Annotated in this window: 23 protein-coding genes; 19 read left to right on the top strand and 4 right to left on the bottom strand. The window is 37.9% G+C overall.

The window, feature by feature from the left end; translation table 11 throughout:
* Positions 1-158: 158 nt before the first annotated feature.
* Positions 159-794 carry a hypothetical protein gene (locus tag ACMGGO_RS02440; RefSeq protein WP_048394785.1) on the top strand — a complete coding sequence of 212 codons (636 nt, stop codon included), beginning with the start codon at positions 159-161 and terminating at the stop codon, positions 792-794.
* Between the two features lie 325 nt (positions 795-1,119).
* On the opposite strand, the gene rlmD is transcribed toward ACMGGO_RS02440, so the two are convergent.
* The 3 genes from rlmD to ACMGGO_RS02455 form a co-directional block, all read right to left on the bottom strand.
* Positions 1,120-2,499 carry a 23S rRNA (uracil(1939)-C(5))-methyltransferase RlmD gene (gene rlmD / locus ACMGGO_RS02445; RefSeq protein WP_066038235.1) on the bottom strand — a complete coding sequence of 460 codons (1,380 nt, stop codon included), beginning with the start codon at positions 2,497-2,499 and terminating at the stop codon, positions 1,120-1,122.
* A gap of 37 nt (positions 2,500-2,536) precedes the next feature.
* The gene (locus ACMGGO_RS02450) at positions 2,537-3,361 is read right to left on the bottom strand and encodes a polysaccharide deacetylase family protein (protein WP_009371550.1); all 825 of its coding nucleotides are present in this window, start codon (positions 3,359-3,361) and stop codon (positions 2,537-2,539) included.
* Between the two features lie 67 nt (positions 3,362-3,428).
* Positions 3,429-4,337: a TIGR01777 family oxidoreductase gene (locus ACMGGO_RS02455; protein ID WP_048394782.1), complete on the bottom strand. Its 909-nt coding sequence runs from the start codon at positions 4,335-4,337 to the stop codon at positions 3,429-3,431.
* Between the two features lie 205 nt (positions 4,338-4,542).
* Between ACMGGO_RS02455 and recX the strand changes: the two genes are divergently transcribed.
* From recX to ACMGGO_RS02470, 3 genes are read left to right on the top strand one after another with little or no spacing between them, the layout of a single operon-like run.
* On the top strand, positions 4,543-5,346 hold the full coding sequence (gene recX, locus ACMGGO_RS02460; protein WP_115674529.1) for a recombination regulator RecX: 804 nt from the start codon (positions 4,543-4,545) through the stop codon (positions 5,344-5,346).
* Positions 5,343-5,672 carry a YfhH family protein gene (locus ACMGGO_RS02465; RefSeq protein ID WP_036076977.1) on the top strand — a complete coding sequence of 110 codons (330 nt, stop codon included), beginning with the start codon at positions 5,343-5,345 and terminating at the stop codon, positions 5,670-5,672. Before recX ends, ACMGGO_RS02465 begins: the two co-directional genes overlap by 4 nt.
* Positions 5,673-5,942 carry a YfhJ family protein gene (locus ACMGGO_RS02470; protein WP_048394780.1) on the top strand — a complete coding sequence of 90 codons (270 nt, stop codon included), beginning with the start codon at positions 5,673-5,675 and terminating at the stop codon, positions 5,940-5,942. It begins immediately after the preceding gene.
* A gap of 36 nt (positions 5,943-5,978) precedes the next feature.
* Here ACMGGO_RS02470 and ACMGGO_RS02475 read toward each other — a convergent pair whose 3' ends face one another.
* Positions 5,979-6,965, bottom strand: coding sequence for a metal-dependent hydrolase (locus ACMGGO_RS02475; RefSeq protein WP_054549020.1), 987 nt, complete (start codon positions 6,963-6,965; stop codon positions 5,979-5,981).
* Positions 6,966-7,162: 197 nt separating this feature from the next.
* On the opposite strand from ACMGGO_RS02475, the gene mutY reads away from it, so the two are divergent.
* The 15 genes from mutY (at position 7,163) to ACMGGO_RS02550 (ending at position 23,383) form a co-directional block, all read left to right on the top strand.
* Positions 7,163-8,212 carry an A/G-specific adenine glycosylase gene (gene mutY, locus ACMGGO_RS02480; protein WP_048394777.1) on the top strand — a complete coding sequence of 350 codons (1,050 nt, stop codon included), beginning with the start codon at positions 7,163-7,165 and terminating at the stop codon, positions 8,210-8,212.
* Between the two features lie 77 nt (positions 8,213-8,289).
* Complete coding sequence (locus ACMGGO_RS02485) at positions 8,290-8,469, top strand: gamma-type small acid-soluble spore protein (RefSeq protein ID WP_004230485.1); 180 nt, start codon at positions 8,290-8,292, stop codon at positions 8,467-8,469.
* A gap of 318 nt (positions 8,470-8,787) precedes the next feature.
* A complete protein-coding gene (locus ACMGGO_RS02490; RefSeq protein WP_004230486.1) occupies positions 8,788-9,339 on the top strand; it encodes a DUF402 domain-containing protein in 552 nt (183 codons plus the stop codon).
* Between the two features lie 179 nt (positions 9,340-9,518).
* Positions 9,519-11,264 carry an ABC transporter ATP-binding protein gene (locus ACMGGO_RS02495; protein ID WP_305193654.1) on the top strand — a complete coding sequence of 582 codons (1,746 nt, stop codon included), beginning with the start codon at positions 9,519-9,521 and terminating at the stop codon, positions 11,262-11,264.
* Positions 11,265-11,560: 296 nt separating this feature from the next.
* Positions 11,561-12,574 (top strand): ABC transporter ATP-binding protein, encoded by a 1,014-nt coding sequence (locus ACMGGO_RS02500; RefSeq protein WP_103118833.1) that lies wholly within the window; start codon positions 11,561-11,563, stop codon positions 12,572-12,574.
* Entirely contained in the window at positions 12,549-13,529 is a 981-nt protein-coding gene (locus tag ACMGGO_RS02505; RefSeq protein ID WP_048394771.1) for an ABC transporter ATP-binding protein, read from the top strand. Before ACMGGO_RS02500 ends, ACMGGO_RS02505 begins: the two co-directional genes overlap by 26 nt.
* A gap of 30 nt (positions 13,530-13,559) precedes the next feature.
* On the top strand, positions 13,560-15,176 hold the full coding sequence (locus ACMGGO_RS02510; protein WP_054549023.1) for an ABC transporter substrate-binding protein: 1,617 nt from the start codon (positions 13,560-13,562) through the stop codon (positions 15,174-15,176).
* Positions 15,177-15,401: 225 nt separating this feature from the next.
* Complete coding sequence (locus ACMGGO_RS02515; RefSeq protein ID WP_048394767.1) at positions 15,402-16,406, top strand: ABC transporter permease; 1,005 nt, start codon at positions 15,402-15,404, stop codon at positions 16,404-16,406.
* A gap of 12 nt (positions 16,407-16,418) precedes the next feature.
* Positions 16,419-17,315, top strand: coding sequence for a nickel transporter permease (gene nikC / locus ACMGGO_RS02520; RefSeq protein ID WP_054549024.1), 897 nt, complete (start codon positions 16,419-16,421; stop codon positions 17,313-17,315).
* A gap of 277 nt (positions 17,316-17,592) precedes the next feature.
* Positions 17,593-18,210, top strand: a complete 618-nt coding sequence (locus ACMGGO_RS02525; RefSeq protein ID WP_048394762.1) for a TerD family protein — start codon at positions 17,593-17,595, stop codon at positions 18,208-18,210.
* A gap of 30 nt (positions 18,211-18,240) precedes the next feature.
* Entirely contained in the window at positions 18,241-18,822 is a 582-nt protein-coding gene (locus tag ACMGGO_RS02530) for a TerD family protein (RefSeq protein WP_048394760.1), read from the top strand.
* A gap of 34 nt (positions 18,823-18,856) precedes the next feature.
* Positions 18,857-19,432 carry a TerD family protein gene (locus ACMGGO_RS02535; protein ID WP_016994007.1) on the top strand — a complete coding sequence of 192 codons (576 nt, stop codon included), beginning with the start codon at positions 18,857-18,859 and terminating at the stop codon, positions 19,430-19,432.
* Positions 19,433-19,753: 321 nt separating this feature from the next.
* Complete coding sequence (locus ACMGGO_RS02540; protein WP_279496194.1) at positions 19,754-20,947, top strand: HpcH/HpaI aldolase/citrate lyase family protein; 1,194 nt, start codon at positions 19,754-19,756, stop codon at positions 20,945-20,947.
* Positions 20,928-22,286 (top strand): phosphoribosyltransferase family protein, encoded by a 1,359-nt coding sequence (locus ACMGGO_RS02545; protein WP_420281554.1) that lies wholly within the window; start codon positions 20,928-20,930, stop codon positions 22,284-22,286. The genes ACMGGO_RS02540 and ACMGGO_RS02545 overlap by 20 nt, the downstream gene beginning before the upstream one ends.
* Positions 22,283-23,383 (top strand): cysteine protease StiP family protein, encoded by a 1,101-nt coding sequence (locus ACMGGO_RS02550; protein WP_420281555.1) that lies wholly within the window; start codon positions 22,283-22,285, stop codon positions 23,381-23,383. Before ACMGGO_RS02545 ends, ACMGGO_RS02550 begins: the two co-directional genes overlap by 4 nt.
* The last annotated feature ends 11 nt before the right edge of the window (positions 23,384-23,394 follow it).

Below are 23,394 nucleotides of genomic sequence, written 5' to 3' on the forward strand. Positions count from 1 at the left end.
AGGATGTTCCGTCCAAGTTACATAGGTTTGGCACCTAGAAAATTATTATACAGACATGTTCTAATGAAAGCAATAAAAAATAAAATGGGTATTTTTGGACATTATCCATCTTTCTATTTATAATAAAAGAACACTTGCTTAAAAAGGAGGTTTTTATCATGACAGAAATGAAAAAACTATCTATCCACCGTGCTTTAACAGAATTAAAAATGCTGACTCTGCGAATTGAAGCAGCAACAAATGAGGTTAGTGCAGTCGTAGCTAATCGAAAAAGCAATCGTAAAATTAATGGTGTAGACATTCCTGAATATGAAAAACAAATGCAAGCATCCTATGATAAAGTGCTAGGTTTAATTTCCTATCGAAATAAAATAAAAGCACTAGTTGTGCAGTCCAATGCAAACACAAAGGTGTTGGTGGGCAAAGAGGAAATGACTGTAGCGGAGGCAATTGAACGGAAACAATCCATTCAATACGAAAAGAATTTGCTAGAAGTTATACAGCATCAGCATCGTTCAGCTATCAATACGATTGCCAAAGAAAATGATGCATTACCTGCAAAGCTGGAAACCTATTTAATTAACATATTGGGCAATAAAGATAAACAATCACCAGAGGAAGTCAAATTACATACCGAAACATTTATGAAAAGAAATGAGTTTGAAATCATTGATCCCCTAAATGTTAAACAACAAATTGAGAAATTGAGCAATCGGATTGAAGAATTTGAATCAGAGGTGGACGCTGTCTTATCAGAGTCGAATGCCACAACCTTTATTGAAGTACAAGTTTAAAAAGATTTGCATGTCCTAGCGAAAATGGAAAACGAAAAGTCGCTCGCGCTTCAAGGCATGTGTGCGAGTTAAAACGTAAAACATGCCTTACTCCAATGGTAATTTTCAACTAAACTGATTTGAAAGCTCAAAGGTAAAAGGTGAAAGTACAAATCTTACGTTTTAAAGTTCTTTGAATAAAAGCTGAAAATTTAACATTTAATAATCATTTAAATCCTGGGTTATTGGTTAAGGTATCGACTTTTCTGGACCATCCATCATCCACCAGGCAGCTTGTGCTGTGCATTAGAAAAAGGACGTCTCCTAGGGAAACGTCCTTTTCATACTATTTGTTTTTTAAAACAAGTTTTGCAACGCATTCCACCTGCGCCGTTTGTGCGAACATATCCACAGGCTGAATATACTCAACATGATAAAGCTTAGATAATTGTTGTAAGTCCTTTGCCAAAGTGGATGGGTTACAGGAGGTATAAACAAAACGTTTAGGTTTTAGTTTAAGGACTGTTCGAATAAATTCAGGTGCTAGTCCTGTACGTGGTGGATCTACCGTAATTACATCAGGAGTAAATCCTTCCTTACGCCATTTCGCTAGAACACTTTCCGCTGTACCGACTGCATATTTCGTATGCTTGAAGCCATGATTTCGAGCATTTTTACGAGCATCCTGAATGCTTTCAGGAATGATATCCATTCCACGAACTTCCTTCGCTTTATCCGCTAACCATAATCCAATTGTGCCAACGCCACAGTATGCATCAACCACTGTTTCTTTTCCCGTTAAAGCAGCAGCCTTTTTAATTTCATCATAAAGATGAACTGTTTGCTTTGGATTTAGTTGGAAGAAGGCGCGGGCAGATAAATCAAAGGCCAATTCGCCAAGCTCTTCATGAATGGTTTCTTTGCCATCAAGAACAACAGTTTCATCACCGAAGATTAACGATGTTTTTTCACGGTTAATATTTTGTGCAATGGATACAATACTCGGATCAATTTTTTTAATACGTGTAATCAATTCAGCTAAATGAGGGATTTCTTTCCTTGTTGTGACAAGAACGACTTGTGTCTCCCCGGTACGAATACCTGTACGTACAACAATCGTACGCACTAAACCATCTAGCGTACGACCATCGTAAATAGTGATATTTAGCTTTTGCAAAATTTTTCGAGTGGCAACGGTGATTTTGGAAGTAATTGGGTGCTGAACAAGGCAATCATTAATGTTTAACAGCTTATTACTTCCTTCAGCAAATAAACCTGCGTAAACACGCTTGCCTTCTTTACGTACTTGGAATTGGCTTTTATTACGATAATGCCAAGGATCATCCATGCCAAGTGTTTTTCTCACTTCAATTGTTTCGAGTAAAGGTTTGGCATAACGCTCTAATGCTTGTATAACAATGTCTCGCTTTTCTATTAGCTGTTTTTCATAGGTCATATGCTGAAGCTGGCAGCCCCCGCACTCATTGTACACTGGGCAAGGTGCTTCCTGACGATGTTTTGAAGCTTTACGAATGGCTAATATCTCTGCTTCAGCAAAATTACGTTGTGTTTTTGTTACTTGAGCTGTGATCTCTTCACCAGGAATGGCTCCTTTTACAAATATCACATTACGTTTATAAAAACCTACACCTTCACCATTAATGCCTAGCCTTTTTATTGTTAGTGGGAATTTTTGTCCCACGGTCATTGTTGTTTGCTGCGTCAAACGTTCCACGTCCCTGCTCTATATTGTCATCTCCCCATTATAGCGAAGGAGCAGGCGATTGCAAAGCAACAGGGAAATCTTCATATTCTAATACTAAATCGTCAAGCGATAAAAATGTATAACCTTGCTTTTTAGCTTCTGCAATAAACATTGGTAATGCTTCGGCATTATCCTGTGCTACGGTATGCATTAAAATAACGGCACCAGGATGCAGTTGTTCCATAAGTGCATTATAAGCATAATCTGCACCACGACGCTCATCCTTCATCCAATCCTTAAAGGCCACAGACCAGAAAATATGACGATAACCTTCTGCATTGCCCACCTCTAGCACTTTTGCATTAAAAATTCCTTCAGGTGGACGAGCATATGTTGTACGATCGATGCCTGTCAATTCACGTAACTTGCCATCGAACTTTTGCCATTCTGCACGCATGCCATCTGGTGAAAGTCGAGCCATATTTGGGTGACCATATGAGTGATTCCCGATAGTATGACCATCCTTCACCATGCGTTTCACTAAGTCGCTTGCACTGTCTAAGTAATGGCCTGTTAAAAAGAAAGTAGCAGGTACATTTTCTTTTTTCAATGTATCCAAAATACTTTCAGTAAAGCCGTTTTCATAGCCATTATCAAATGTTAAATAGGCAATTTTTTTATCTGCCTTCCCTTTATAAATCGCACCATATTTGTCAAGTAACTGATCGAGCTGTGCTCCTGCCTCTGCCTGCTCACCGTTTTTAGCACGTTTAAAGCCCCAATGGTGTTCATCAGAACCAGCAGCAAAAAATGGATTAAAGCTAATTCCTGCGGCAATAATAAAAGTAGCAATTACCGCACCAACAATATGTTGTTTCCACATAAAAACGCATCCTTTCTTTTTCATTAGAATGCGTAATTACTAAAAAAATTATCCAACTTAATTTTTTCTAATTTTGAGCCTTTAATAAATTTTCAAGTGCTTGCTTTAAATAAGGGTATTTAAATATAAAATGTTGTTGTTCTAATAGGGTTGGTAGCACTTGTTGTCCTTCTAAAACAAGTGTGCTTTGTTCGCCGAGAGCTAAACGCATCGCAAAGCTAGGAACAGGCAGCCAATGACGTCTGCCCATGACTTCGGCAATCGTTTGACCAAATTCCTTCATTCTCATAGGATGCGGGGCTGTTATATTAAATGGTCCATGAATATTTTCATTTGTAATAGCAAAATAAATAGCACGTGCTACATCTTCAATATGTACCCATGAAAGCCATTGCTCTCCAGAGCCGATCGTTCCACCTATATGCATTTGATAGGGCAATAGCATTGGTGGAAGTGCGCCACTATTTCTACCTAAAATGACACCAAAGCGTGCAAGAGCCACACGAATACCTAATGCTTCTGCTCGTTTCGCATGTCGCTCCCAATCGTGGACTGTAGTGCCTAAAAAATCAGTTGCGTAATCCGTAAAATCTTCATCATAGATGGCTTGTGTGGAAGTTGGGTATATACCAACCGCACTAGCATTGACAAGGACTTTTGGTTTTATCGTGAGCATGTCCATTATACGTATAATCTCTAATGTGGCATTCATTCTGCTCCAATAGATAACTTTCTTTTGCTTTTTTGTCCAACGACCATTATTTAATGAAACACCTGCTAAATTCACAAAGGCATCTACATCTTCAAAGATTTCCAAAGCTTGCTCCTGCTGATGTAGCCATTGAACATAGTGAACGCCATTTTCTAGCTTTGACTTATGACGCGTTAAGACAAAAATGTCGTGTCCGTTGTGCTGCAATAGCTGTATAAGAGCATTTCCAACAAAGCCAGTGCCACCTGCAATCACTATTTTCATAACAAGCACCTCTTTTCTCGAATAAAACGCTTACTTTTAAGTTTATCATGTAACCAAAAAGTAAACATCTTTAGGCATTAATTGCAGAGAAGAAAGTTTACCCGTGGAAGGGAAGAGAATGCCCGCGAACATAGGGAAATTAACCGTGCTAATTGTCAGATCCCCCATAAAGAAATGCTATAATGATAATAGTGAGGTGTTTGCTATGCGTATGATTACGAAAATTGCACGTCAAAAAAACAATCCTGAACGCTATAATATCTATTTAAATGAAGAGTATGCTTTTCCGGTTGATGAAGCCATTCTCATTCAATTTGGTTTAACAAAGGGAAAAGTGCTCGATGAATTCGAAATTCAAGAGATTGCCTATGAAGATGAGATACGTAAGGCATTTAATAAGGGGTTAAACTTCCTTTCATATCAAATGCGAAGTGAGCATGAGGTTAAGAAAAAACTGCTCAACTTAGAATTTGGAGAAGCTGTAGTGTTAGAGGCAATCCAAAAGTTAAAATCCTATGGCTTTATTAATGATGAAAACTTTTCAAAGGCTCTGCTTGATACAAAGAAAGCTACTATGAAAAAAGGACCAAGAGCCATTAGACAAGACATGATCAAAAAAGGCATTGAGAAAAACTTGCAGGATGAGGTGCTTGCTACATATAGTTTTGAGGAACAAGTAAAACTGGCGAAGCAACTGGCAGAGAAAATTGTTCGAGCGGAGAGCAAGAAGACCCCAACACAGATTAAGACCAAAATTCAGGATTACTTATTAAGAAAAGGGTATGCTTTCTCGATTGTAGAAGAGGTGCTTAGCCAAGTTGAGATAGGGCAGGATGATGACAACTGGCAGCAGCTACTTGATGCTCAAGGCGAAAAAGTTTGGAAAAAGTACGTATCGAAGTATACTGGTTATGAGCTAAAAATGAAGGTTAAACAGGCGCTCTATCAAAAGGGTTTTCCTATAGAAGTAATAGATCTTTTTATAGAAGAGAAGGAGAATGAAGAATGAGTGAAAAAAATTATGCAGCTATGTCTGAACATGAATTGCGAGAGGAAATTGCTTTTCTAAAAGAGAAAGCTCGAAAGGCAGAACAGCTAGGGATCATCAATGAGTTTGCTGTTTATGAACGCAAAGCTTTAATGGCTGCGGCTTATTTAGTGGATCTTGATACAATCGTTCCAGGAGAAATGTATCGTATTGATGGTTCAGATAATGAGTTTTTCCAAGTAGATTATTTGAAGGGACGCTTTGCTTGGGGTCATCGTTTAGGCGGAGACAAGTACCAAGAGGCACTACCAGTATCTATCCTTTCACCAGTAAAGGTGGGCAAATAAATGGATGAAAAAATTGAGAAACTAACACAAGAGTTACTTGCAAAGAATCCTCAGATGTCTGTTGGACGGGCACAGGTTTGGGTGGAGTTGTTATGGAGTGACTTTGAATCAACTGCCGCGAAAGCAGGGTATGATTATCGTGGGGCAGAGTATACAGAAAATCTTGTTCGTCAATTAATTGCTAGCTATGGTGATAAACTACATGCTTTTGCAGGGCGCAATCCGAAGTATATACATTTACTAGATGCTAGTGATGATATGGTACAATAATAAAAACCCTGACCAATATTGGTCAGGGTTTACTGCTTAATTACTCGCACCAATTTGTAGTTTTTTCTGTAGCTTATCTTCTGTAAAGATCCAGCCTGTGTAAGACGTAATAATGTCATTCGCATCATTTAAATGTGCTACGGCAACGAAAGGATAGCGATTGTCACTACGGTAACGCAAATCGATTAACCTTACTTCTATTAGGCCGTTTTCAAGCTCGGAAATCTCCCATCGATACATAGGAGAGAAAGACACAAATGCAGCTAAGTTAGGATCTTTCATTGCAGCATCTACAAGCGCAGTTTTAGGCAAAGGCTTAATTTCGAATTTATCGTAAATATTAACAGTCCTTCCATAAGCACGGCCAACATAATAATGAGTTTTGGACTTTGCTGCGATTCGCCAGTGGAAGAAGCGCATAGTAGGTGCTACAATGACATATTCTTCATCTTGAATAGTATGATGCACCGCGTTTTTTACTGCTTTTTGCACAGCAAAACGCAAAATATAGTAAATCACGATAACCACGTACATGATACTGAATGTCCATACTGGATTTGTGCCAAATGCCCATAACACAATACCTACACAATGTAAGGTAAAAATGATGGGATCGAAGGTATTAATGACACCTAACGCAACCCATTTTCGAGAGAAAGGTCGAATTGCTTGTGTACCATACGCGTTAAAAATATCGACAAAAACATGAAGTGCAACAGCTAAAAATGTCCAAAGCCATAAATGTAACACATTCACATCTTGCAAAATCAGTGATAAAACAATTGTAATTAAAATAGGCCATATAGCTACAGCTGGTAGTGAGTGTGTAATTCCTCGATGATGTCTGATATAGATGGCGTTATTACGTAGTTTTAACACAGTGTCGACATCTGGAGCTTGTGAGCCAATAATTGTACCTGCCATTACTGCTGTAAAAGTCATTGAATGATTGGCTACTACAGGGTCAGCTAATGCAAGACCGCCAAGGGCAATACCCATAACGAAATGTGTACCTGAATCCAAAAATATCCACTCCTAGTATGCATTAAAATCGAGTACAATGTGCATACAACTTTATTTCGAACATAATAAAAGGTATATTGAAATATTCTGACACTCGTGCGAAAGCGACGATTATTGTCGATCTTCCACGAATATTCTTTTCTTCATTGTATACCCTTTTCATCATAAATTAAATCGTAAAAACAACGGAGGTCACTGTGAATTACCCATATGTAACAGAATTTCGACAATCATTAGTTGACTGGTTTAACACAGAGAAGCGTGATTTACCGTGGAGACACACAACAGATCCTTATAAAATTTGGGTATCTGAAGTGATGCTACAACAGACACGTGTCGACACAGTTATTCCTTATTACAATCGCTTTATGGAAAGTTTTCCAACATTAGATTTGCTTGCAGAAGCACCCCAAGAATACTTATTAAAGCATTGGGAAGGTCTTGGCTATTATTCTCGTGCTCGCAATTTACAAGCAGGTGCTCGTGAGGTTATAGAAAATTACGGTGGTATAGTACCTGACAATCGCCATGAAATATCTAAATTAAAAGGAGTTGGTCCCTATACTGCAGGTGCTATTTTAAGTATTGCCTATAATAAGCCTGAACATGCAGTTGACGGTAATGTTATGCGGGTTCTAAGTAGAGTGCTTGATATACATGAAGATATAGCTATTCCCAAAACGAAGAAAATTTTCGAAAGTGCGGTTGAGGAACTAATTGATCCTGATCATGCTTCATCGTTTAACCAGGGCTTAATGGAGCTGGGTGCACTTATTTGTACACCTACCTCTCCAAAATGTTTATTATGCCCAGTCAGAGAGTATTGCACAGCTTTTAATGAGGGAGAACCAGAAAAATTACCTGTCAAATCAAAAAAGATAAAAATGAAGCATCTCACATATGATGTTCTCGTATATGAAAATGACAAAGGACAATTTTTAATGCAACAACGTCCCGAGCAAGGCCTGCTAGCTAATCTATGGCAATTTCCAATGATTGATACAAGCCAATCTTCGGTAGAAAACTTTACAATGGAATATAAAGTAATTGTCCAAGCCAAACATGAATTACTTACATTTAAACATGTTTTTTCACATTTAACTTGGCATTTAAATAGCTATTATATAAAATGCGAATCGACTGAGCTAGGTGATTGGCTAAATCGTGAGCAAATAGAACTTTTACCGATGCCTGTGCCTATGCTAAAAATTTGGGATGAAGTAAAAAAGCAAACGGCAGGAAAATAAAACCTTCTTAAAATCATTGATACATGAGCATAAAAGTCATCACCTCCGTACACAATAACTAGCGTGGAGGTGAATGAATGATGAAAAAACAAAACAACCAAAATTTCCAACCGAATAAAAACATGCAACGTCAAAGTGAAGAGTTTGGTTATGAAACGGACGTAAATGAAGTGCAAAAGCAAAATGCGAAAGCAGAGCAAAAGAAAGCTCCAGCTTCTGGCCGTTTCTCAAAAACTAACCAAGATTTAGGTGAGTAACACTTTGTAACTGCATAATTGCATTTACCTCTAAGGGGCTGTCTTAAATCCGAAAAGATGAAAAAGACAGCCCCTTTTAAATTGTTTAGGTAAGTAAATCGTCAGCTTAAAAGGAAATTCTCTATGGCATTAACTAAAAAATCCCATCAAAGCTGACATTATAATAAAATTCGCTTATAATTGACTAAATTTTATACAAATTCAAAATAGCGTAGTGAAATTTGTGGTTTTCTAACTACACCTTTCGCGTACACATTGCTATAATATACTAGAGACTGCTAGATTTAGGTAGCATAGACGAAAAGGTGGGCTAACAAAATGGCATTACCGGTAGAAGGAGAAACGATACAAATACATAGTTATAAGCACAATGGCCGTATCCACCGTGTTTGGCAAGAAACGATGGTTTTAAAAGGAACGAAAAATATCGTAATCGGTGCGAATGAACGGACACTTGTGACAGAATCCGATGGTCGTACATGGCTAACGAGAGAGCCCTCTATTTGCTACTTCCATGCGGAACACTGGTTTAACATCATCTGTATGCTACGTGAAGACGGTGTGTATTATTATTGCAATCTAAGCTCACCATTTGTTTTCGATAATAATGCCATTAAATATATCGACTATGATTTAGATATTAAAGTTTTTCCTGACATGTCTTATACCCTTTTAGACGAGGATGAATATGAGCTCCATCGTAAGGAAATGTCTTATCCTGATGTCATAGATAAGATTTTAAAGCGCAATGTCGATAAATTAATAAGCTGGATTCAACAAAAAAGAGGACCATTTGCACCCGATTTCATCGATGTCTGGACAAATCGTTACAAGTTCCAGCTTGATATGCAGTCAGATGATCAATCATGACACCTATTAGTTTAACTAATAGGTGTTTTTTTATTGGAGGGGACAGAGTGTTGTTAAGGTAAAGGTAAAATAGTTCGCTATAAAGTCATCATAACTGTATTTTAATCAAAATATTGCTATAATACTTAGGGCATTCATCTTCGAATGTCTGTTTCTTTTTGTAAGGATGTGATGATAAATTGGGAAGCATTAAGCGATATATGCGCTTTGTTAAACCATATACATGGGAAATTATTTTAACGATTATCATTGGTATAGTAAAATTTGCTATTCCACTATTTATTCCACTGCTCATTAAGATTGTGCTAGACGATATTATTGCAGCAGATGACTTAACAGATGTAGAAAAAACAAAAGAACTATTTTATTGGCTAGGTGGAACTATTATTGTGTTCTTTATTATCCGTCCACCTATTGAGTATTATCGACAATATTTTGCACAACACGTAAGCAACAAGGTACTATTTGATATTCGTAAGGAAATTTATGCACATTTACAGCGTTTAAGCTTAAGGTATTATGCCAATACACGGGCAGGGGATGTTATTTCAAGGGTAATTAATGACGTTGAACAAACAAAAACCTTTGTCATGACGGGGTTAATGAATGTTTGGTTAGATTTGGCGACGATTGTAATTGCGATTGCCATTATGCTAACCATGGATGTGAAGCTAACACTAGTAGCGTTGGTCGCATTTCCATTTTATGCTTTCAGTGTGAAATACTTTTTTGGCAAATTGAGAGATTTGACACGGAAACGTTCTCAAGCACTTGCAGGTGTACAAAGCTATTTACATGAACGTGTAGCTGGTATGAGCATTATTAAAAGCTTTACTTTAGAAAAGCATGAGCAAAAATTGTTCGATTCAGCAAACGGTGAGTTTTTAGAAAAAGCGCTTGATCAAACAAAGTGGAACGCAAAATCATTTGCTGTCGTGAATACCATTACAGATGTAGCGCCATTACTAGTTATAGCCTATGCGGGCTATCAAGTAATAAATGGGTCACTTTCAGTTGGAACAATGGTTGCTTTTATTGCTTATATTGAACGTTTATATGGCCCACTTCGTCGACTTGTTAGCTCGTCCACAACTTTAACACAGTCAATCGCTTCAATGGATCGAATGTTCGATTTAATAGATGAGCCTTATGAAGTCAATGATAAGGACTATGCTGGTGAACTACCACATGCAAATGGGCAGGTTCGCTTTCACAATGTATCCTTCCAATATGAAGAAACTGGCTCACCTATTATAGATGCTATCGATTTAACGATAAATCCTGGGGAGACTGTTGCCTTTGTAGGGATGAGTGGTGGTGGTAAGTCAACGATTATCAGTTTAATTCCTCGCTTTTATGATACAACAAGCGGGAAAGTGACCATTGATGGAAAAGATGTACGGGATGTTACTTTACATTCCTTACGATCTCAAATTGGTATTGTCTTGCAAGACAATATACTTTTTAGTGACTCTGTCAAAGAGAATATATTAATGGGGAAACCAGATGCAACAGATGCACAGGTCATCGAAGCAGCCAAAGCGGCAAATGCCCATGACTTTATTATGAGTCTGCCTAATGGTTATGACACAAAGGTTGGGGAAAGAGGAGTAAAGCTCTCTGGCGGACAAAAACAACGAGTTGCCATTGCGCGTGTGTTTTTAAAAAATCCACCAATTTTAATCCTGGACGAGGCTACTTCTGCATTAGATCTAGAAAGTGAAGCACTGATTCAAGAATCATTAGACAAGCTTGCCCATGAACGAACAACTATTATTATTGCGCACCGTCTTTCTACAATTACCCATGCTGACAAGATATTCGTCATCGATCATGGTCAATTAATTGAAAGTGGAACACATGAACAGTTAATGGACAGTCAAGGGACATATTATAATTTATTCCAAGTACAGCACTTAGATTAAAATTTTCCGAAAATTAAACGGTTTAAGAAATTTTTTCAAAAAAAGTCTTTCATTTATTCGAAAATGGAAGGCTATTTTTTTTTGAAAAAAGTAAAAAATTATCTCTTTATAAGATTTTATTATTATGGAAGGCGATTATTGTAGAAATTCTATGTAATTTGCAGAATATTAATGATTGAAAGAGTAAGGGTTTTTAGTTAGAATTATCTGAAAATAAGGAATTTAACGAAAGTTATAGTATTCTATTAATATTATTATACATTTAAGTAAAATATAGGTAGGGTGGGGCGTTACACATGAGGAAAAAACTACTAGAAATAAAAGGTTTGAAAACAACCTTTTTCACAGATAATGGGCAAATTCCTGCTGTAGACGATATCGATTTTTCTGTCCATGAAGGGGAAATTTTAGGGATTGTAGGAGAATCGGGAAGTGGTAAAAGTGTTACGTCGCTGTCCATCATGGGATTAATTCCATCACCACCAGGTAAGATAACGGGTGGAGAAATTTTGCTAGATGGCAAAAATATTGCTAAATGTACGGACAAACAAATGCAAAAAATACGTGGAAAAGACATTGCAATGATTTTCCAAGAGCCGATGACTTCGCTAAACCCCTTGTTCACGATTGGTGACCAGTTAAAGGAAGCTATATTAATCCATAATCCAAAATGGTCAAAAAAGGAAGCGTTTGCAAGAGCGGTTGAAATTATGAAATTGGTAGGTCTACCACGTGCTGAGGATTTGCTAAAGGACTACCCACATCAGCTGTCTGGCGGTATGCGTCAACGTGTGATGATTGCTATGGCACTTGTCTGTGACCCTCAAGTATTGATTGCGGATGAGCCTACAACTGCATTGGATGTTACAATACAAGCCCAAATTTTACAGCTTATGAAAGACTTAAATAAACGATTGAATACAGCTGTGTTGTTAATTACACATGATCTGGGGGTTGTCGCGGAAACCTGTGAGCGAGTGATTGTTATGTATGCAGGACAAATAGTGGAAGAGGCGCCGATTCATGAAATTTTCACTAATCCTAAACATCCCTATACACAAGGACTCATTCAATCAGTACCTGACATGCGTTATAAAAAGGAAAATTTATACTCCATTCCTGGAAGTGTACCGAAACCAGGAAGTATTCAAGTAGGCTGTCGTTTTGCAGCACGATGTCAATATGCAATGGAACGTTGTTTACAGGAAACACCACCTTTATTTGAAGCAGCAGAGAATCATAAATCGAGATGTTTTTTACTAGAAAAACAGGAGGTGGAGCAACGTGTCGAAAGCGTTATTAAAGGTTGAGGGGTTAAAAAAATATTTTCCGATTCGAAAAGGAGTCCTTAATTCACATGCCGGGGATGTAAAGGCTGTAGATGATGTTTCCTTTGAAGTATTTGAAGGAGAAACATTAGGAATTGTTGGCGAATCAGGCTGTGGTAAATCCACAACGGGTCGATTATTAATGCGTTTACTAGAGCCAACTGGAGGCAGGATAGAATTCGCAGGCAAAATGATTTCAGAATTATCCAACAATGAAATGAGGAAGGCACGTAGAGATATTCAAATGATTTTTCAGGATCCCTATGCCTCACTAAATCCTCGCCATAACATCGGCAAAATTTTAGAGGAGCCTCTTATTGTTCATGGGATAGGTAATGCCAAAGAGCGAAAACAAAAAGTGTTGGAGCTACTTGAGATTGTTGGATTGAATGAATATCATATCAAACGCTATCCGCATCAATTTAGTGGAGGGCAAAGGCAACGTATTGGCATTGCTAGAGCCCTGATGACCAATCCACGCTTAATTATTGCGGACGAGCCCGTATCTGCACTTGATGTATCCATCCAGGCACAGGTTTTGAATTTATTGCAAAAGCTGCAAAAGGATTTAAGGCTAACTTATATTTTTATTTCCCATGATTTAGGGGTTGTGCGTCATATTAGTAATCGAGTTGGCGTTATGTATTTAGGTAAATTAGTTGAGCTGACAGCGAGTGAGGATTTATATGCTGAACCGCTTCATCCATATACACAAGCACTTTTATCTTCGGTTCCTGTTCCAGATCCTACGTTTGAACGGGAACAGATCATCATTTCTGGAGATATTCCAAGTGCCTCAAACCCGCCAAGCGGTTGTACTTTCCATACGAGATGTCCGTTTAAAAAGGATCAGTGCTCACAGGTAGTACCTAAAATGCAAGAAGTGAAACCAGGTCATTATGTTGCTTGCCATCTTTACGAGGCACTCCAACATTAAATGATATAAAAACTCATAGGGGGAAATTCGATGAAGAAAAAGAAGTTTTGGACTTTAGGTGTAATGCTACTCCTTATTCTCTCGACAATCTTAGCAGCTTGTGGCGGCTCAGATACTAAGGATACGGGTAGTAAAGATACTTCAACTGGTGGCGATACAGCTAGCAGTGGAGAACCAAAAATTTTAGTGTATGGTCGTGGTGGAGATTCTGTAGCACTTGACCCTGCTGTTGTTACAGACGGTGAATCCTTCACGGTGACAGCTAATATTTATGAAACACTTGTAAACTTTGGAGAGCGAGATGTAACAATTCAACCAGGCTTAGCTAAATCATGGGAGGCATCAGAGGATGGTTTAACGTATACTTTCCAGCTACAAGAAGGTGTGAAATTCCATGATGGCACAGATTTCAATGCTGAGGCTGTTGTTAAAAATATTGAACGTTGGAAAACAGGTGCAGATAAACACCCTTACTTTAGTTCGCAATTTGTCGTTGGTGACAAGCAAGTAATTGAATCAGTAACTGCAGAGGGAGACTACACAGTTGTCTTTAAGTTAAGCCAACCTCAAGCACCATTCCTGAAAAATTTAGCAATGTCTCCATTTGCGATTGCTTCTCCAACAGCATTTGAAGCAGATGAAGAAAGTTTATCTGCAAATCCTGTAGGAACAGGTCCATTCAAATTTGTTAGCTGGGTACGTAATGATTCAATCACAATTGAGAAAAACCCAGATTACTATATTGATGGCTATCCTAAATTAGATAAAGTAATTTATCGTTCTATTCCAGAAAACTCAGCACGTTTAAATGATTTATTAGCAGGCAATATTGATGTAGCTGATGGCTTAAGCCCATCTGATAAAGCAACAATCGAAGGCGATGCAAATTTACAGTTAATCGAACGTCCATCTATGAACGTTGGTTACCTTGGTTTAACTGTTACACGTCCTCCTTTTGATAATGTAAAAGTGCGTCAAGCAGTCAACTATGCAATTGATAAACAAGCATTAGTAGATGCATTTTATGAAGGGCTAGCTGAGCCAGCGAAAAACCCAATGCCACCAGTAATTTCTGGTTATAACGATGAAGTGACAGGCTATACGTATGATCCTGAAAAAGCGAAAGCATTACTTGCTGAAGCAGGCTACGATGGCAAGGAAATTGAGCTATGGGCAATGCCAGTACCACGTCCATACATGCCAGACGGACAAAAAGTGGCTGAAGCGATTCAAAAGAACTTAGAAGACGTGGGTATTAAATCTAAAATTGTGTCATTTGAATGGGCTACGTATTTAGAAAAAGCTCAAAACGGTGAAGCGGATGCATTCCTACTTGGCTGGACAGGCGATAATGGGGATGCGGATAACTTCCTATACACGTTATTAGACGGCGATAATATTGGTTCTAATAACTATACGTTCTATGATAATCCAGAATTACACAAGATATTAACAGCTGCTCAAACTGAGATTGATGAAGACAAGCGTAATGAACTTTATAAGCAAGCTCAAGTAATTATTTCTGAGGATGCTCCATGGGTTCCACTTGCTCACTCTATTCCAATTTTAGCTGCTAACAAGAAAGTTACAAATTACATTGCGCATCCTACTGGTTCTGACCGTTTAGATGCAGTAGATATTCAATAGTAAATTTCATCATTTTTAATTGAACAAAGGAATGTGAAGAATCTGCTTGCTTTTCTGCGGGTAAGCCGTGGAAATCTCGCAGATTCTTTTCAAGTAAAGATAATGATTATTTCCTGTATGAAAGAATTCAACTAAACATTCAAAACCGTTTAGTGAAGGCTCAACCTTTCAACAGTATATAAAGACTTCACAGTAGATTATGAAAATCATAGAGAGGTGATGAAAATGCTTCACTATATGGGGAGACGTTTACTTCAACTAATCCCAGTTTTGCTTGGAATGACTTTTATCGTCTTTATGTTGATACGGGCAATTCCTGGAAATCCAGCACAAGTTATTTTAGGACAACAGGCAACAAAAGAGGCGGTCGAGGCGTTAAACGCAAGTTTAGGATTAGATAAGCCGTGGTATACACAATATTTTAGTTACTTAGCAGGTATTTTTCAGGGAGATTTAGGGGTTTCCCTACGTACGAAACTACCTGTATCAGAAGAAATTTTCCCATACTTAGCAGCAACAGCCGAACTTGCACTATTTGCGATGATCATTGCGATTGTTATTGGTGTGAATGCGGGCATTATTTCTGCGTGGTTCCAAAATTCTTGGTTTGATTATACAGCAATGATTATAGCGTTAATCGGTGTATCTGTACCCGTGTTCTGGCTTGGATTGATGGAGCAATGGACATTTAGTAGTAAGCTTGGATGGCTGCCTACATCTGGTCGAGAAGATGTGCGAAATCCAATTACCGCCATAACCCATTTCTATTTATTGGATACGCTCATTCAAGGCCGCTTTGATCAATTCATCGAAGTCATAAAGCGATTAATATTACCAGGAGTAGCACTTGCAACGATTCCGATGGCTATCATTGCCAGAATCACAAGGTCCTCCATGCTGGAAGTTATGCGTTCAGATTATGTAAGGACTGCAAGAGCAAAAGGACAAAAAATGTTTATTGTTGTTTATAAGCATGCATTAAAGAATGCAGTTATTCCTGTGTTAACGGTAATTGGTCTACAAACTGGATTACTGCTAGGTGGTGCCATTTTAACAGAGACGATTTTTAGTTGGCCAGGAATTGGTCGTTATATTTATGATGCGATTGGCTTCAGGGATTATCCCGTTATTCAATCAGGTATTCTCGTCGTTGCATTTATTTTCATCATGATTAACTTAATCGTGGATTTACTGTACACAGTAGTCGACCCACGGATTAAATACAAATAGAAGGGAGTTGCAATGATGACTGGAGCAATCGATATAAAAAAAGAAGTATCACCGGTTCGAGAAAAGGCAGTAGGTCCATGGCTCGAAGGGTGGCGTAGTTTTAAAAAGAGTAAAGTATCCCTTGTTGGAGCAGGAATTGTTATCTTTTTTATTATACTAGCTGTCATTGGTCCGTTCATTGCACCACAGGGCATCAATGAACAAGATTTAACGAAGCGTTTACTGGCACCATCCGCTGATCATTGGTTTGGAACGGATGATTTTGGACGGGATATTTTTTCGAGGATCATTCACGGTGCAAGGATTTCGCTATGGGTAGGCTTTTTCTCTGTTATTTTGTCCGTGATAATTGGTAGTTTACTTGGCATCATTGCAGGTTATTATGGAAAATGGATCGATACGATAATTTCACGTATTTTTGATATTATGCTAGCTTTCCCTAGTATGCTACTAGCGATTGCAGTAGTATCAGTGCTTGGTCCATCTTTACAAAATGCATTAATCGCCATTGCTATTATTAACGTACCGAATTTTGGGCGCTTAATTCGTTCTAAGGTTTTAAGTGTCAAGGAAGAGGAATATATAGTAGCGGCAAAAGCAATTGGTATGCGTGATGCACGAATTCTATTTTCCCATATTTTGCCGAATTCCATAACCCCAATAATTGTACAGGGGACACTAGCAATTGCGACAGCCATTATTGAAGCGGCAGCATTAGGTTTCCTTGGGCTAGGGGCTCAAGCTCCAGCACCAGAATGGGGAAAAATGTTAGCGGATGCACGGAAGTTCTTATTAAATGCTCCGTGGACGATGATTTTCCCTGGTTTAGCTATTATGTTAACAGTTTTAGGCTTTAATCTAATGGGTGATGGACTACGAGATGCACTTGATCCAAAAATGAAAAGTTAGTAAATAAGACAATAGCCTTCTACAAGTTAGAAGGTTTTTTTAGCTGCTTGGACCATTGGATATAAAAGGAACATTTTTACTACAAAAACGTTTTATAGTATAGAAAAAGACGTGAGGGGCTTTCAAAAATAAGAGAAAACACCTTTTCGGAGCCATTAATTGAATTTTTTGTCACGTTATTTTAGACTTAATTTAAGTAGAAATCTTTTAGCTTAGTAGATTATTGCTTACCATAAAATCTTTCGACTGAAATACATATTTTAGGAGGGTGTTAGAATTGGGGATTAATTTACAAAAAGGACAAAGAGTTGATTTAACAAAGGGTAACGCAGGATTAAATAAAATTAAAGTTGGTTTAGGGTGGGACCCTGTAGGCCAAGAGAAAAGTGGCGGCTTTTTAGGTGGTTTATTTTCTAGCAGAAATAGTGGCAGTGGCAGAAGTATCGACTGTGATGCTTCGGTATTAATGTTACAAGATGATAAGGTTGTAGCGGGTGACGATGTTGTTTATTTCGGAAAATTAACAAGTAGCTGCGGTTCTGTTCGACATTCAGGTGATAATTTAACAGGTGATGGTGATGGTGATGATGAGGTAATTACAATTGAACTATCGTCTGTACCTTCGCAATATAACAAGCTTGTGTTTGTTGTAAACATTTATGATGCGGCAGGTCGCAATCAACACTTTGGTATGATTCATAATGCATATATTCGTGTGTATGATGACAGGACAGGAAGCGAACTAATTCGCTATAATTTAACTGATAATTATTCGAATTTAACGACGTTAGTATGTGGAGAAATTTACCGTCATAATAACGAATGGAAATTTGCTGCGGTTGGTACGGGAACAAATGACATAAAGCTTGGCGACGTTGTTCGAAGATATCAATAAATAATTGACTAAATAGGAGGAATAAAAATTATGGGCATTTCACTACAAAAAGGTCAAAAGGTAGATTTAACTAAAACAAATCCAGGATTAACGAATGTGGTTGTAGGTTTAGGCTGGGATACAAATAAATATGATGGTGGTCATGATTTTGACTTAGACTCCTCTGTGTTTTTACTTGCTGATACAGGTAAAGTTGCAGATCAAAATGATTTTATTTTTTATAACAACACTACAGGTGGCAATGGTTCAGTTGAGCATTCAGGCGATAATTTAACAGGTGTAGGCGAAGGTGACGATGAAGTGGTGAAAGTGGCATTAACTCAAGTACCTGCTCATGTTCAGCGACTAGCCTTCACAGTAACCATTCATGATGCAGAGTCTCGCAGTCAAAACTTCGGTATGGTGTCTAATGCCTATATTCGTATTATGAATGCTGCTTCCAACGAAGAAATTATTCGCTATGATTTAGGCGAGGACTTCAGTATTGAAACAGCTATTGTTGTAGGGGAATTATATCGTCATAACGGAGAATGGAAATTTAATGCGATTGGTGCAGGCTATCAAGGTGGCTTAGCTGCTTTATGTAATGATTATGGCTTAAGTGTAAACTAAAATTTCATCTTTGGACAGAAAGGGAGATTTTTGAATGGCTATACAATTAAGTAAAGGGCAACGTATTGATTTAACAAAGCAAGATCCAGGCTTAAATAGCATTGGTATTGGTTTAGGTTGGGATGTAAAGCAATTTGATGGTGGACAAGACTTTGACCTGGATGCATCTGTATTTTTACTAGATGCTTCAGGTAAATGTCGTAATGAACAGGACTTTATTTTCTATAATAATCTAGCCAGCCCAGACCAGTCTGTTGTCCATACGGGAGATAATCGTACAGGTGCAGGGGATGGAGATGATGAAAAAATTCTTGTCAACTTAAAGCAAGTATCACCTCAAATTGAAAAAATTGTAGTGACGGTTACTATTTACGATGCCGAGGGACGTCATCAAAACTTCGGGCAAGTCTTAAATGCCTATGTACGATTGACGAACGAAGAGTCGGGATCAGAGGTATTGCGTTACGATTTAGGTGAAGATTTCAGTATTGAAACGGCTGTAGTATTTTGTGAGCTGTACCGACATAATGGTGAGTGGAAATTTGCTGCAGTAGGTTCAGGTTACCAGGGTGGACTAGCTGCTTTAATCAATGCATATGGCCTACAGTAACTATGGGACATAGGTGCATGGTGGAGGATCTGATGTGGATGTATTAAATGAGATATTAAATACATATGCACAGTTTTTAAACTAGCAGATGTAACAGGGGCTTATCGTAATACACTGAAAATGTGTGTTAGTATATTGGGGCTACCATCCTTCGCATGAAATTTTCGTTATTATTTTAATAGCTGCATTCTTATTGACATTTGTTATTTACAAGTTGAAGAAGAAAACAGCAGTGTAAACAAGGCACTGTATTAGTCTGTATGGAACAGGCTGATACAGTGCTTTTTTCACAAAAGGCATAGTTACTGGGGAGAGGATTAGATGCAACATTTTGCAACAGATGCAGAGATGATTTTTTATAAGAAGCCACAGCCGTTTACGAAATGGGAAACGGCGGATATTTTGTCATATGCCCTAGGTGCGACTTTGTATATGCCAGCTTCCATGCCTACGATTGTGAGCTTGATCCGATCACAAAAATATAAGGAACTCACATCACTTGTCATTGATTTGGAGGATGCAGTTGGAGATGCAGAGTTAGTAGATTGTGAAGCTAAGCTGATAGAGGATATTAGTGAATTATATGCACTCTATCAGCAAAAACAGCTATTACTTCAGGAGCTCCCTTTACTTTTTGTTCGAGTACGTCATGTTGAGCAATTTCAAAGGCTAACAACTGTTTTAGGGAAAAAGCAAGAAATATTAACTGGCTATGTCTTTCCAAAGTTTACAGCAGAACAGGGTGCCCGTTATTTCGAGTTGCTTGAACAAACCATTTTAGAAAATGATTTAATTTTATATGGTATGCCAATTTTAGAAAGTCGTGAGGTACTATATAAGGAATCTCGCATGGAAGCGTTATTAGACATTAAAGCGGTTCTACATCAATACAAAGCCCGTGTATTAAATGTACGAATTGGTGCTACCGATTTTTGTGGTATTTACGGAATTCGCCGGCGTATGGATTCAACCATTTATGATATTAGTGTCATACGAGATTGTATTGCAGATATTGTCAATATCTTAGGTCGTGAGGAAGATGGTTTTATTATTTCTGGGCCTGTGTGGGAGTATTTTAATAATCAGCGTGTATTAAAGCCCGCACTTAGAGTGACACCATTTAGTGAGAAAGGCGCGCTTGATACAAGGAAAGCGTTATTAGACGATTGTTTAGATGGATTAATGAAAGAAGTTTTAATGGATAAACAAAATGGCATAGTGGGAAAAACAATTATTCATCCGAGCCATATCCGTGTTGTGCATGCCCTGTATGCTATTTCGTATGAGGAATACTTAGATGCGCTAAGTATTATAGAAAATAATGATGGACAAAAAGGTGTTATGAAAAGTCACTATGCTAATAAAATGAATGAAATTAAGCCACATATGAGATGGGCACAACGGATTTTAAAACAGGCTCATGTCTATGGTGTTTATCATGAATCTGTCGATTTTGCCTCACTTTTATTACAGTCTGAAATAGGTGGTAGTGTATATGCAACAACAAATGAGTAAATTAAGCATTTTACCGAATTATTCAATTGATATTGAAATTACCTACAATCCCCATAATTTTGCGCTTACCGATTTGTTTAGAATGGCGGCTCGGATTAATAAGAAGAGACAATTTTTGTTTGTAAGCACGGTACTAGGCAAACATTTGGCTGTCCGTCCGCAAATCCCTTTACTGACAGGAACTCTTTTAGCAATGATGTATCAGCAGCATCTTACGGGACAAAAGGTAATGGCTTCGGCTGTCGTTAAAGCTTTAAAAGACGGAGCTAATTTGGATGAAGTACAAAAATCCATAGAAGGAACCCTAGAATTAACGGATGAAACATTGTTTATTGGCTTTGCTGAGACAGCAACAGCACTTGGACACGCAGTATTTAATGCCTTTCACTCGAATGCTATGTATATCCACACAACACGTGAAGTGTTGCCCGATTTTGAGCCATTTGTTACGTTTGAAGAAGAACATTCACATGCGACAAGCCATAGAATTTATACGGAGGAACCAGAATTTTTACTGCAAGCTAAGCGCATTGTGTTAATTGATGATGAGATTACTACTGGAAATACGGTCATTAATATTATTGAGACTTTAATACAGAAATTTCCTTTAGTGAGACAATATGCGGTACTATCTATTTTAGATTGGCGTTCCCAACAGCAGCAAACAATCTTTAAGCAATTAGAAGTACAATGGGGTATCTCTATAGAATTCATCTCCATTATGTGTGGGAATTTTAGCTGTTCTGGCATTCCAAGCTTAACCAGTACACAACCAAACTTACTAACACAGGTTGCACGAGATATGGACATTAGTCCGATTCAAGTATATGTTGATCGCAAATTCTATCGTTCTGTTGCGGAGAATGGATTAATAAATAAGTACCCCTATTTACTAGCAACAGGGAGATTTATGCTCACGTCAAAACAGCATGTTGACCAAAAGCAAACGATACAAGCTATTGCTATGCAATTACAAGAGCTAAGAACAAATGGACCAGCGCTTGTTATTGGCACGGGTGAGTTCATGTATGTTCCTATGCAAATTGCCTCTTTTTTAGGAAATGATGTTTATTTTCAGTCAACTACACGTAGTCCAATCTATTGTACGGATGATTTAGGATATACGATTAACGATAAAATAGCCTTTGAAAGTCCAGAAAATAATGGGGTCACTAATTTTTTATATAATGTTCAAAGCCAGTCTTACACGGAACTTTTTTTCATAGTGGAACGTATAGCAAGTAAAGAGGTAGTTGCCCGTGTGGTAAAGGCATTACAAGAAGCCACTAAAGCCAAAGTATATGTAATTAGTATGCATGAATTGGAGGTAGAACGATGATATCGACTTTGCAGCCAGATAAAATGGGGAGTTATGCACCAGAGGACGTTATTTTTTTATTGCGTGATATTGGAAGTGCATTCCTTGAAATGGATAATGAGAAACGTGAAAAACTCATTCAATCGGGTATACATTATTCGGAAATGCTGCCAGTGGAGAAGCAACCATCGGATACCTACATGAATCTTTTTTATAAAGCGCTAGATGTTCATGCAGAAAGAATAGCAATCGCCGTTGGAGTAGTGGCAGAACAAATCATTGAAAATAGAGGATTAGAAAATTTAATTCTTGTGAGTTTAGCTCGTGCAGGTACACCCATTGGTATTTTAATCAAACGGTATATAGGCATGCATTATCATGTGAATGTTCCACATTACTCCATTTCTATACTGCGAGGTCGTGGGTTTGATGAAACGGCAATTCGTTATATTTTGACACAGCATCCTCTAGGAAGTCTGCAATTTATTGATGGTTGGACAGGAAAAGGGGCAATTACCAATGAATTAATTCAATCCTGCCAAAAGTTTAATTTACAATATCAAGAACAGTTAAGTGCCGATTTAGCTGTTTTGGCTGATCCTGGCCATTGTGCAGCTATTTATGGAACTCGTGAGGATTTTTTAATACCATCTGCTTGTTTAAATTCCACTGTATCTGGATTAGTAAGTAGAACGGTATTAAATTTGCAGTTTATGGATGCAAACGATTTTCATGGTGCAAAATACTACAAAGAATTAGAGGCAATAGATGTCTCCAATCTGTACATAGAGCGTATCGTCACATGTTTTGAACAAGTACAGAGTAAAATTGTGCAACAAATTCAAGAGCAAGAAATCTCTCCAATTACTTGGGAGGGTATGAAGTCCGTGCAAACAATTCAACGAGATTTTGGTATTGATAATATTCATTTCATTAAGCCAGGTGTTGGGGAAACGACAAGAGTTTTGCTGAGAAGAATACCTTGGAAGATTTTAATTAATCCACAGTACATGCATGAATTGAAACATATTTTATTATTAGCGCAGGAAAAAAATGTATTGATTGAAGAGTATTCGAATATGTCCTATGCATGTTGTGGTTTGATCAAAGAATTATAGAGGAGAATATG

Origin of the sequence: Lysinibacillus sp. BNK-21, assembly GCF_048684915.1 — a bacterium.
GTDB lineage: Bacteria > Bacillota > Bacilli > Bacillales_A > Planococcaceae > Lysinibacillus > Lysinibacillus capsici.